Annotated in this window: 10 protein-coding genes; 6 read left to right on the top strand and 4 right to left on the bottom strand. The window is 54.0% G+C overall.

Annotated elements, in window-relative coordinates; all coding sequences use genetic code 11:
- Positions 1-57 precede the first annotated feature (57 nt).
- Both ACT3RP_RS13475 and ACT3RP_RS13470 read right to left on the bottom strand, forming a co-directional pair.
- Positions 58-1,122: a 2,3-butanediol dehydrogenase gene (locus ACT3RP_RS13475; protein ID WP_483393980.1), complete on the bottom strand. Its 1,065-nt coding sequence runs from the start codon at positions 1,120-1,122 to the stop codon at positions 58-60.
- Positions 1,123-1,135: 13 nt separating this feature from the next.
- Positions 1,136-2,944 carry an NAD(P)-binding domain-containing protein gene (locus ACT3RP_RS13470; protein ID WP_444625630.1) on the bottom strand — a complete coding sequence of 603 codons (1,809 nt, stop codon included), beginning with the start codon at positions 2,942-2,944 and terminating at the stop codon, positions 1,136-1,138.
- A gap of 301 nt (positions 2,945-3,245) precedes the next feature.
- Here ACT3RP_RS13470 and ACT3RP_RS13465 point away from each other — a divergent pair, with 301 nt between their 5' ends.
- The 3 genes from ACT3RP_RS13465 to ACT3RP_RS13455 all read left to right on the top strand — a co-directional run bounded on the left by ACT3RP_RS13465 (position 3,246) and on the right by ACT3RP_RS13455 (position 7,394).
- Positions 3,246-5,228, top strand: coding sequence for a sigma-54-dependent Fis family transcriptional regulator (locus tag ACT3RP_RS13465; protein ID WP_483393979.1), 1,983 nt, complete (start codon positions 3,246-3,248; stop codon positions 5,226-5,228).
- Between the two features lie 114 nt (positions 5,229-5,342).
- On the top strand, positions 5,343-6,197 hold the full coding sequence (locus ACT3RP_RS13460) for an AAA family ATPase (protein WP_483393978.1): 855 nt from the start codon (positions 5,343-5,345) through the stop codon (positions 6,195-6,197).
- A gap of 3 nt (positions 6,198-6,200) precedes the next feature.
- Entirely contained in the window at positions 6,201-7,394 is a 1,194-nt protein-coding gene (locus ACT3RP_RS13455; RefSeq protein WP_444672433.1) for a vWA domain-containing protein, read from the top strand.
- A 25-nt stretch (positions 7,395-7,419) separates the two neighbouring features.
- Here the strand turns inward: ACT3RP_RS13455 and ACT3RP_RS13450 are convergent, their stop codons facing one another.
- Positions 7,420-7,983 (bottom strand): hypothetical protein, encoded by a 564-nt coding sequence (locus ACT3RP_RS13450; RefSeq protein ID WP_483393977.1) that lies wholly within the window; start codon positions 7,981-7,983, stop codon positions 7,420-7,422.
- Positions 7,984-8,151: 168 nt separating this feature from the next.
- Between ACT3RP_RS13450 and ACT3RP_RS13445 the strand changes: the two genes are divergently transcribed.
- Positions 8,152-8,550, top strand: coding sequence for a RidA family protein (locus ACT3RP_RS13445; protein ID WP_483393976.1), 399 nt, complete (start codon positions 8,152-8,154; stop codon positions 8,548-8,550).
- Here ACT3RP_RS13445 and ACT3RP_RS13440 read toward each other — a convergent pair.
- Complete coding sequence (locus ACT3RP_RS13440; RefSeq protein WP_096279534.1) at positions 8,510-9,976, bottom strand: cobyric acid synthase; 1,467 nt, start codon at positions 9,974-9,976, stop codon at positions 8,510-8,512. The two genes, ACT3RP_RS13445 and ACT3RP_RS13440, sit on opposite strands and share 41 nt — an antisense overlap.
- A gap of 224 nt (positions 9,977-10,200) precedes the next feature.
- Between ACT3RP_RS13440 and ACT3RP_RS13435 the strand changes: the two genes are divergently transcribed.
- Together ACT3RP_RS13435 and ACT3RP_RS13430 are read left to right on the top strand one after the other, a co-directional pair.
- Positions 10,201-11,238, top strand: coding sequence for a LacI family DNA-binding transcriptional regulator (locus ACT3RP_RS13435; protein ID WP_441684813.1), 1,038 nt, complete (start codon positions 10,201-10,203; stop codon positions 11,236-11,238).
- Positions 11,235-12,266 (top strand): ABC transporter substrate-binding protein, encoded by a 1,032-nt coding sequence (locus ACT3RP_RS13430; RefSeq protein WP_441684815.1) that lies wholly within the window; start codon positions 11,235-11,237, stop codon positions 12,264-12,266. Before ACT3RP_RS13435 ends, ACT3RP_RS13430 begins: the two co-directional genes overlap by 4 nt.

The raw sequence follows: 12,266 nt of genomic DNA, 5'->3' as shown, positions 1-12,266 counted from the left end.
AAAACCGCACCAGACCAAAGCATTAGTCGGGTGCGATGCATCATCGTAGCGCAGGCGCTAAGGGGTCACGATAATCTTCACCTGCGACTTATCGCTAAGCAGTGCCTCAAAACCCTCCTCGATGATATTCACCAGCGCAATGCGCTGAGTCACCATATCTTCTGCGCGGAAATAGCCGCGCTCCATCAGCGCAATAACGGCGGGGTAAACATGCCGATAGGCAATAATACCCTTCATGGTGCGCTCTTTGATGACCAAGTCGTTGGGATGAAAGCTAGCCTCCCCTTCCCAAATACTCACCACGACCGTCTCACCGCCTTCATGAGTGCTATGCAAAGCCTGATTCAAAACGGCAGGAATTCCCGTCACCTCAAACGCGACGTCAACACCGCCGCCACTTAATGCCTGAAGTTTGGCCACGGCATCTCCCTGCTGGGGATCAATGACCGTTGCACCTAACGACTCAGCTTTTGCCTTGCGTGAGGGGGCCACCTCAACAGCATAAACACGAGCAGCACCGGCAGCCTTTAGCGCTTCTATGGTCATGAGCCCAATCGGACCTGCGCCAAATACCGCCGCACTGTCGCCCGCTTTTAGGCAGCTCTGGCGCACCGCATGCAGCGCAACCGCCGCGGGCTCTATCAGCGCGCCTTGCTCGAAACTTAGGCCATCCGGCAGCTTATGCACCATGTGCTCGCCGACTACGGTGAACTCAGAGAAACCGCCACCGCCGCCGGATAGGCCGTGAAAGCCCAGCTCCGGCGTCAAATTGTAGCGCTCCATCAAGTAAGCCCCGTCTTTATGGGGGGAAAGAATCGGCTCAATGGCCACGCGATCGCCGACACTCACCCGCGATACCTTTTCACCGATTTCGACGACTTCACCGGAAAACTCATGGCCCATAATAATCGGCGCCTGCTCACCGCTAATAGGATGCGGCTCGCCCACGGGAATAAAAATCGGCCCTGCCGCATACTCGTGCAAATCGCTGCCGCAGATACCGCACGCAGCAACTTTAACCTTTACCTCGTGAGAATCACTGATAGCGGGTAGCGACACGTGCTCAACGCGTAGATCTTTTGCTGCGTACCAAACCGCTGCCTGCATGGTTGATTGCGTCATTTCTGGCTTCCCATTAAGACTTATGATGAATCGGCTGGAGCCCGTAAACAGGCGTTTCCAACCCCTCCATACGTGCTTTCAACTGCAGCGCCAAATAATGCGAGTAGTGTCGAGACTGGTGCAGGTTGCCGCCATGAAACCAAAGCGCTTCTTGCTGGGTGGGCTTCCACATATTGCGCAGCTCGCCTTCCCAAGGCCCGGGGTCTTTCGTGGTATCGGAGCCTAAGCCCCAACATTTGCCCACCTTGTCGGCCACTTCTTGAGAGATAAGCCGGGCCGCCCAGCCGTTCATCGAACCATACCCAGTGGCATAAACGATCAAATCAGCCGTAATCTCGCTACCATCGGTCAATGTGATAGAGCGTGGATTAATGCGTTCAATGCCCACGCCGCTACGTAGTTTGATATCACCATTGGCCACTAGGTCACAGGCGCCCACATCAATGTAGTAGCCAGAGCCGCGGCGCAAATATTTCAAAAAGAGCCCCGACTCATCGTCACCGAAATCGAGCATAAAGCCGGCATCTTCCAGTTTTTGGTAAAACGTGGCGTCACGCTTTTTAACGGCAGCAAAGGCCGGGCGATGAAAATCCGGCAGCACCTTATAAGGGATAGACGCGAAAATAAGATCCGCTTTATCGTGAGTAATGCCGTTAGCGACGGCCTCTTCTGAATAAAGCGGCCCTAGCACCTCTTCCATTAATGAGTCCGACTTTACGATATGGGTAGACGATCGCTGCAACATCGTCACATCAGCGTCGTGTTCCCATAGCGCGGCCGCAATATCGTGGGCCGAGTTATTAGCCCCAATAATGACGCACTTTTTACCCTTATAGGCATCCGGCCCCGAGTGCTGGCTAGAGTGCTGCTGCTCACCTTCAAAGCTTTCAGCACCTGGGAATGTCGGCACATTAGGCATGCCCGACATTCCGGTCGCCATCACGAGCTGCTTCGGCCGTAGCGTCACTTTTTCACCGTTGCGAGTCACATCCACGACCCACTCACCTGCCACTTCGTCAAAGTGTGCATTCTGGCACTCGGTAGAACTCCAATAGTTGAGTTCCATCACGTTGGTATACATTTCCAGCCAATCACCTACTTTGTCTTTAGGGGCAAAGATCGGCCAGCTATCGGGAAAGGGAATATAAGGAAGATGGTCATACCAGACAGGGTCGTGCAGACATAGCGACTTATAACGTTTACGCCAGGAATCGCCCGCGCGCTCGTTACGCTCGATAATAATAGTTGGGACACCCATCTGTTTGAGCCGTGCGCCTAAGCCAATGCCCCCCTGGCCACCGCCAATAATCACGCAGTACGGCTGCTGGGTGTAGCCTAATTCAGCTTCCTCGCGCTCCCGAGCTTCTAACCACGTTTCGCGGTTTTTATTGGCGCCGTGCTCAGCCCCTTTGGGGCGATGGTGGTTACGACGCTCAGGATAGTCATTAAGCGCCTGCATCGTGGTCAGCAGCGTCCAACACTTCCCCTGCTTAAGACGCAGGTAGCCTTTGCCGCTAGACACTGCTGTTTTAAAGGTAAACCACGCATCAAAAGTGTCACCACTGTCGGTCGCCTCGCCTTCTAGCTGCCAATCAGAAGGACATACGCTAGCCAACGTTGCAGAAAGCATAGCCTGAATATCGCTTTTGCCCTCGCAGGTTTTTAAATTCCATGTGAAGGCTAGAAAGTCACGCCAATAGCAGTCTTCACCGAACAGTGAAAGCGCGTGCTGTATATCGTTAGCCTGTAGCGCGTTATCAAAATCTCTCAGCCACGCATCGACGGCTGTTGTGGCAATTTTATGTGACGGGATCTGTGACATAGCGGGTACTCCATATACGCTTGTTATTGTTGAAAGGCCTTTTACCTACACAACTCTAAGCACCCGTCGTGCCAAACCGAACAAATAAAATATAAACAATTGAATAGTAAAGATTAATAATCGGCTATTGAAAAATTAAAGAGCATTTACGGCGGCGTACACCTGTCACACTGTTTACAGCTCGGCGTAACATCCGTTACAGGTGTAACACACGACTAACGGCGTAAGATGGCTGCGTTGACACCTGCGCTAGAGCGCATAGGCTGGACAGACAATAACGCGTCTTACGGTGCAAAACGCCATGCCAACTCAATCGCTATTGCCTGCACGATTACACTCTGTACAGCGCCAGCATATCGAGCATATATTCTTGCTCGGCGAAGGGGTGGACGTGCCTCAGCTACCGGCTCAGCCAACAATTCGACGCTCCTGGCTGCGCTGTTTGAATGAATACCAGCTTGACCCTACCCAGCCGCGCCCCGCAAGAGTTGTGACTCAGCAAACGCTTATCGAGCACCGGGAACCCGTTGATGAACTCCTACACGTTGCCAGGGCTGGCGTGGATCAGCTTTATCAGCAAATCTCCCAGTTGGGCTACGTCCTGCTACTCACCGACCATCGTGGTATTACTGTTGAGTTTCGCGGCGACCCCCATAAAGATAGGTTACTGCGCCAAGCGGGTCTTTACTTGGGCGCCGATTGGGACGAGCGATTTGCTGGCACCTGCGCCGTGGGCACCTGCCTTCATGACCGCCAAGCGATTATCTGCCACCGCCAGGAACACTTTGATGCCTCGCATATTTCGCTGACCTGCACCGCTGCACCTATCACTGATCCACAAGGTAACGTCATGGCCGTGCTGGATATCTCTGCTCTGCAATCACCTAGCCAACATGAAAGCCAAAACTTTAGCCTTTCGTTAGTAACTCTCTACGCCCGCATGATTGAAGATGCCTACTTTCTCCGGCGCTACCGCGACTGCCTAATGGTACGCCTGGATACCTCCCGGGAGTTTGTGCATGTGAACGGGCGTGGCCTGATCGCCATTGAAGAAAATGGCCAGGTAATAGCGGCCAACGCCGTCGGCCGTGAACTCATCGCCTGCCATCAGCACCGGTGGCCACCTTGGTCAGCGCGCCACACGCCTATATTGGATGAACTATTTGAATGCGAAATCGCCGACGTGCTGAGCATCAATAGCGGCTCAGATGATCAGCTGCGTGCCTTTCGCGCCAGGGCCGACAACACGATTTACTTTATTAGCCTGCTGGAACCTCGCCGCACTCGATCGACGCATGCACAGCAACCGCCCGCATCATCGCTACCGGAGCCACTGGCTCGCCTGGGTGCCGATGACCCCGCCATGCGGAAAATACAAAAACTGGCTGAGAGGCTGCGCAATGAAGTCAGTGTTAATGTCCTTATTAGTGGCGACACTGGGACAGGTAAAGAAGTTGTTGCTCGCGCGCTGCACGACAGCGGCCACCGCTCCAGCAAGCCCTTTGTAGCGGTCAACTGCGCCGCTATTCCTGAAGCACTGATCGAAAGTGAGCTATTTGGCTATCATCCAGGAGCATTTACCGGAGGGCGCTCGCAAGGCATGCGCGGGCTCATTCCCCAAGCTGACGGAGGCACCCTGTTTCTTGACGAAATAGGCGATATGCCACTGGCACTGCAAACGCGTCTGCTGCGCGTACTCGCAGAACGGGAAGTCATGCCGCTAGGTGCGAACACGCCGGTGAAGGTTGATATTAGGGTAATTACCGCGACCCATCGCAATATAGAAGAGATGATTCAACGCGGAGAATTCCGTGAAGATCTCTACTACCGCCTGAACGGTGCGCAGCTGCGCCTGCCCTCACTAAACGAGCGCGCCGACAAGCTGTACGTGATTCGTCGCGTGTTTGCAGACGTAATCAAAGAACGGGCCGCCAGCGAGTCACCACGCCTAAGAGCAGATGCTATTAGCGCTCTGCTGGCTTACGCATGGCCAGGTAATATTCGGCAGCTAAAAAATGCGCTGGCCTTCGCACTGGCCACCTCGGAAAACGATGAAATCACCGTCGCTGATTTACCGGAGCAATGCCTTAGCGAACGCATTACGCGCAAGGCTAATGACTTATCTTCCGACAGTTGCTCAGATCCAGGGCAGCCGCTACTAGATCTACTTAAAAAGCACCACTGGAACATTAGCGCCGTGGCTCGCGCGCTAGGCGTTTCACGGCCAACGATATATCGGCAAATGCAGCGCCAAGGGATTGTGCCGCCAAACTGGCTGCATTGATAAAAGCCAGGAGAACATAAAAGACACCTCACTCTGAATGGCCTTGGGGTTTGCCCTCACGTACACTTGTTTGAATATTTCCCAACACGTTTTCGACAAGCCGAGGCCCTTCTCATGGCGTTTGAATCCACTTCGACCTATATCGCAACCGACGCGCTTAAGCAGGCGGTCAATGCTGCTGTTGTGTTGGAACGCCCGCTTTTAATCAAAGGCGAGCCGGGTACCGGTAAAACGCTGCTGGCCGAAGAGCTGGCCGAGTCGCTGGGCACCAAGCTGATCACTTGGCACATTAAGTCCAGCACCAAAGCAGCCCAGGGTTTGTATGAGTACGATGCGGTGAGCCGCTTGCGCGATTCCCAGTTAGGTGTGGAAGGCGTAGAGAACGTTGCCAACTACATCAAGCCCGGCAAACTATGGGATGCCTTCACGGCGAATGAGCGCGTTGTGCTGCTGATCGACGAAATCGACAAGGCGGATATCGAATTCCCCAACGACCTGCTTCAAGAGCTGGATCGTATGGAGTTTCACGTTTATGAAACCGGTGAAACTATCCGCGCCGAGCAGCGCCCGATTATCATCATTACGTCAAATAACGAAAAAGAGCTGCCAGATGCTTTCTTACGCCGCTGCTTTTTCCACTACATTGACTTCCCCGACCGAGAGACCATGCAGGCGATTGTCGATGTTCACTTTCCAGACATCGCTCCTCGAATGGTCAGTGAGGCGTTAGAAGTATTCTTCGATTTGCGCAATGCCCCTGGCTTGAAGAAAAAACCGTCAACCTCTGAGCTGGTGGATTGGCTAAAACTGCTCATGGCGGATGAGCTTGCTCAGGAAGCGCTGTATAACCGCGACCCGGCCAAAGCACTGCCGCCCGTGGCCGGTGCGCTGGTTAAAAATGAACAGGACACTCATCTGCTTGAGCGCTTAGCCTTTATGATGCGTCGCCAAAAAGGCGCGGGCCGCTAAGCCATGTTTATTGGTCTCTTTGAAACCCTCAAACGTGCGGGCGTTCCAGTGTCGCTACGTGAGCTGCTGGACCTTAACACGGTAGTAGAACGCGGCGTTGTATTTGCTGATATCAACGTATTCTATCAAGTAGCGCGCACCGTTATGGTTAAAGACGAGCGCCACTTTGACCGCTTTGATCGTGCGTTCGGCGCATGGTTTAAAGGCCTGGAAGATATGGATGCCGCCATTGAGGCATTGATTCCTGATGATTGGCTAAGGCGCGAATTTGAGAAGCAATTAACCGACGAAGAGAAAGCCAATATCGAATCCCTCGGCGGCCTTGAAGCGCTTATTGAAACGTTCAAAAAGCGCCTGGAGGAGCAAAAAGAGCGTCATGCAGGGGGGAATAAATGGATAGGCACCGGTGGCACCAGCCCGTTTGGTGCCTATGGCTATAATCCGGAAGGTATCCGGATTGGCCAGGAAGGCTCGCGCCATCGCCGCGCCATTAAAGTATGGGATGAGCGCCGCTTTCGTGACTACGATGACTCCCTTGAACTCGGCACACGTAATATCAAGATGGCACTACGCCGTCTGCGCAAGTTTGCCCGCCAAGGCGCGCTTGAAGAGTTCGACGTTGACAACACTATACGCGCCACCGCACGCGATGCCGGGCTACTTAACGTGCAGATGCGCCCAGAGCGCCACAACACGGTAAAAGTGCTGCTGTTTTTAGACGTTGGCGGTTCAATGGACGACCACATTCGCGTTTGCGAAGAACTGTTTTCAGCGGCGCGCTCCGAGTTCAAGCATCTGGAGCACTACTACTTTCATAACTGCTTGTACGAAGGGGTGTGGCGGCGTAACGCCCAGCACTCGTCTCGCCGCAACAATGAACGAATTCCGACGATGGACGTGCTGCACACTTACGGCGCTGATTATCAGGTCGTTGTAGTGGGCGACGCTGCCATGTCACCTTATGAGATCACTCATCGCGGCGGCAGCGTTGAGCATTTTAACGACGAACCGGGCGGCGTTTGGCTTCAACGTTTATGCGCCACCTTTCCACGCTTGGCGTGGCTCAATCCAATGCCGCCACGCGCCTGGGAAAGCACCTACTCCACTCAGCTTATTCGCGAGCTTATCAACGACCGAATGTACCCGATGACCATGGAAGGCTTGGAAACGGCCATGCGCGAACTGGCGAAGAAGTAAATCTGCCCAACGTGACGAGTCGTCATTAAAGCGTCGCGGGAAAGTCATTCAAGCCGCTCAAGAACGCCTGTTTGGCTGCCTCGAAAGCCTTTGGGTCATGTTTAAAACGACGCAAAATAAGCGCTTCGTCGAACCCTAAAGTGGGTGCCAACTCGCGAACATTTTGCGCCGGGTGACGCGCCCCCAAGCCAATACGTTTGCCATCCACTCCGCCGAACCAGCGCTTGATACCACTCTCGCGGTAAAACGCTTCTTGTTCGCCAGTATCTACCTCAACACGCAGCGGCGCTTTTAAGCTAAGTTCACTAATCAAGCGCTGCTTGGCATCTAATTGGCCCAGCGTGCAGGCGTGGGTAACCGTCATCCCCTCACCCTCTTCATCTAATACCAGCAGCGCCAGCGCCTGCGGTTTTCCTTTTGCATCAACGGCAGCAAATAAGCGTGCGGCCTGCTGAGCAAATAAAACGGCGCGAGTGCCGGCAAACACGACGAGCGGCGTTAAACCAGCTTCTTGGCCGTAAACTTCAGCGCATAGCCGCGCTAAACAGGCATCGCGCTGGGCCTCTTCTTTAACGTGTATGACCTTCATTTATCCCCCAATGCCGACAGAAAAGCCGCAAGCCTAGAGTAAACACCGCTATTTTGACAGTGCATAATGCCTCCCCTTGTTCTATTCATAATGACTGATACTGAACACTAGCACTATTGCCCTGTCGTAGAGGATGTATGTGCGATCAGCAACTTAGAAGGAATTAGCATGCCGACCTATACCAACGATCCGACACTGCCCACACCGAGCTTTCCCGGTAGCCACATGGTAATCGACGACCACTATGTGTTCCTTTCAGGGCTAACCGTCGCAGATTTATCTAATGGCCACGCGGCGCGGGGCGACGTAAAAGAAGAAACACGCCTAGTGATGCGGGCCATCTCTCGCATGCTTGAAATGGAAGGCGGCAGTTTTGCTGATGTAGTGCGCGTAGATATCCACCTCACTGACCTGCACACGCTTCAAGAACTAGACGGTGTGTATGCCGAGCACTTCGATCCCGGCCGCTATCCTGCCCGCACTTGCACTGAATCGGCAAACATCTGTGGTGGGTGCAGTGTTGAGATCACCGTGATGGCGAAACGCCAGCATCAATCAGCGCAATAACTTGCTCTATATCAATGCTCGCCTCTAGCATGTCGGCCAAGCGATTAAGCTCATGCTCACGGTGAGCTTGATAATCACTTGGTTCAACATGGGTAAGGCCCAGTTTTGTTAGCAACGCTTGGCAAGCATCGGGGTGATCAAATAACCCATGCAGGTAAGTGCCCATTATTTGGCCATCGTCACTAACGGCCCCTTCAGGCTTACCCTGTATATGAAAAAGCGGCGAGTTAAGCGCTAAGCCCTGGCTGACGCCGTTATGAATTTCATACCCCTCGACAAGGGCAGGTTGATCTGACAGCAAGCCACTAACGTTGCGCAGCTGCTTGCCCGCTACCATTTGCGTTGTGAGGGGCAACAGCCCTAGCCCGGCCACTTTTCCTGGTTGCCCCTCCAAGCCATCAGGGTCGTCCACCCACTCGCCCAGCATTTGAAAGCCACCGCAAATACCCAACACTGCCCCACCGTAACGAAGATGGCGCTGAAGCGCCTTATCCCACCCTTGACGTTTTAACCACGCAAGATCGCTGGCAGTGCTTTTACTACCGGGCAAAATGATCGCATCGGCAGCGGGAATTGGCTGATCAGGCCCAATAAAACGCAGCGAAACCTGGGGGTGTAAGCGCAGCGGATCAAAGTCGGTATGATTGCTGATGCGTGGAAGCGCGGGGACAATAATATTGATCACAGCGCTGCGCTTTTCTGCTTGAACGACACCAATGCTGTCTTCGGAGTCCAGCACCAGCCCCTGAAGATAAGGGAGTGTTCCCAGTACCGGCTTTTGTGTGCGTTTTTCCAACCACTCAAGGCCGGGATTTAATAACGCGATATCGCCACGGAATCGATTAATAATAAAGCCTTTTGTGCGCATCTGCTCACTCTCACTAAGCAGCGCCAGCGTGCCTACTAACTGAGCAAATACGCCGCCACGATCAATATCGCCCACCAGCAGTACGGGGCAATTTGCCGCTTCGGCAAAGCCCATATTGGCGATATCACCCTCGCGTAAATTGATTTCTGCCGGGCTACCGGCGCCCTCGGCAATAATCACATCAAAGCGGTTTTCCAGCGCCTGCCAAGCGGCCATCACGCTCTCTTTCGCGGTGCGCTTATAGGCGTGGTAATCCAATGCATCCATATGGCCATGCACCTTGCCGCGCAAAATCACCTGAGCGCCGCGGTCTGTTTCAGGCTTTAGCAGCACGGGGTTCATATCGCTGTGCGGCGCCAAATAGCATGCCTGCGCCTGTAGGGCTGTAGAGCGACCTATCTCACCACCATCTTCAGTCACGGCACTGTTAAGTGCCATGTTCTGAGGCTTAAACGGCGCGACCGAGATGCCACGCCGAGCCAGAGCGCGACATAGCGCAGCCACCACCGTGCTTTTACCGGCATCAGAGGTCGTGCCTTGAATCATTAGTGTGGCCATAAGAAAGCCTTGCCCAGGTTAACTAACGCGAGACTTTAGCGGGAGGTGCACCGCTTCGCAACGTAGCCAAATAAAACAGACCGCGTTATCAGTGCAACAAAACCACGCTGTCACATGAATAACGCCAAAAATACTTTTTACCGCCATCAGTTCGTCACATGCGCTAGTTAGGCTGACACCCAACAAATGAGATCGATCTCATTACGCAAGCGAAAGGTGTTGGCATGGCAGATTTACTCAGTGTGGCAAAGCGAGCGGGGGTTTCTCGCGCTACCGCTGCGCGGGCCTTTTCAAGCCCCGACTTAGTGCGCCCCGCAACCCGCGAAAAAATATTCAATGCAGCCCAAGAGTTGGCATTCAGGCCCAACAAAGTCGCGCAGCAGTTGCGCTCGCAAGCCACACAAATGATTGGCGTGATGGTGCCCAGCCTCGACAACCCCGTCTTTGCTGAGCAGCTGCAAGCCATGGAAGTGGCGGCCCGCGACTCAGGGTACTCCTTAATCGTTACCACCAGCGAGTACTCGCCCAGCCGTGAAGGCAACATTGTTGAAGAGATGCTGCGCCAGCGCGTAGACGGCTTAGTGCTCACCGTCGCCGATGCTAGTAACAGTGACGTACTGGATAAGCTGCGTATGGAAAACATTCCTTGCCTGCTGGTCTACAACCCACCTGGGACTAGCGGCTTTGCCTCAATTGGCGTCGATAACCTTGCCGCTGGTGCTGATGCTACTCGCCACTTAATCGCCCTGGGGCATGAGCGCATCGGCATGATCGCCGGCCCATTGCTGCAATCAGACCGTGCTCAACAGCGTTACGAAGGTTATTGCCAAGCAATGAAGAGTGCCGGTTTCTTGCCTCATCAGCTTGTCGAAATGGCTCGTCATACCCAAGCCGACCTCGCCAGCCTCAAGCCAGCGCTACAAGGTTTTCAATCTTTTAGCGCTGTTATTTGTACCAATGATCTGCTTGCTATCAGCCTAATCGGAGAGCTGCAACGTGCAGGCTTTGCCGTGCCCGACGACCTTTCGGTGATGGGGTTTGATGGCATCGCTTTAGGTCAGTACCTCTATCCATCGCTATGCACTATCGAACAACCGCGTGCCGATATAGGACGCACGGCGGTTCACACCTTATTAGCCATGATTCGGGGAGAAAGCTGCACGACGGCTCCCCTGCCCCACGCATTGCGTAAGGGCGAAAGTACCGGAATACCGGCATCACGCAAGTCCAACACAGGCACCACTCAGAGGAGCACGTTATGAACCTTAAGCGCAGGCATATGAAGCGTATCTATCAAGCATTACTGACCACCGCGGCTATCGCTACATCAGCGGCAGCGATGGCTGAACCTGGCGATAACGCGATTTGCTACAACTGCCCACCTGAATGGGCTGACTGGGGCACACAGCTGCGCTTGATCGAACAGGAAACCGGCATTCACGTACCGCAAGACAATAAAAACTCCGGCCAGTCCTTAGCCCAGCTGGTCGCCGAAGCAGGTAGTCCAGTGGCCGATGTTGTCTACTATGGCGTCACCTTTGGTATCCAAGCCATGGCGGAGGGCGTGGTCACGCCCTACCAGCCCGAACACTGGGAAGAGATCCCTGAAGGGCTTAAAGATCCCGAGGGCAACTGGTTCGCCATTCATTCCGGCACCCTCGGTTTTATGGTCAACGTTGATGCGCTAGATGGCGCGTCAGTGCCCACCTCTTGGGAAGATCTGCTTAAACCCGAATACCGTGGCATGGTGGGCTATCTTGATCCTGCAAGCGCCTTTGTAGGCTACGTGGGCGCTGTGGCGGTCAACTTAGCGATGGGTGGCGACCTTAATGATTTCACACCCGCCATCAACTACTTCAATGAGCTGGCCGATAACGCCCCCATTGTGCCCAAGCAAACTAGCTATGCACGCGTGCTTTCCGGTGAGATTCCTATTCTGCTTGATTATGACTTCAACGCTTATCGCGCTCGCCACAATGACGGCGCCAACGTAGAGTTTGTCATTCCCCAAGAAGGCAGCGTGGTTGTGCCTTATGTCATGAGCCTAGTGAAGGATGGCCCTAACCCCGAAAATGGTCAGCAAGTGCTTGATTTCGTGCTTTCTGACCAGGGACAGGCTGTCTGGGCCGATGCGTATCTACGCCCGGTGCGTGAGAGCGCTATCTCAGCAAAAGCACGTGAGGTTTTTCTGCCTGATAGCGACTACGCCCGCGCCGCAACCGTTGACTACTCTGCAATGGCGGCTGCTCAGCGCAGCTTCTCTGAGCGGTATTTGTCGGAGGTTCGTTAA

This window comes from Halomonas sp. AOP5-B2-8, assembly GCF_052376475.1.
Lineage (GTDB): Bacteria > Pseudomonadota > Gammaproteobacteria > Pseudomonadales > Halomonadaceae > Vreelandella > Vreelandella casei.
Note: the sequence above shows the minus strand (reverse complement) of the source record. Positions and strands in the feature narration are given on the sequence as shown.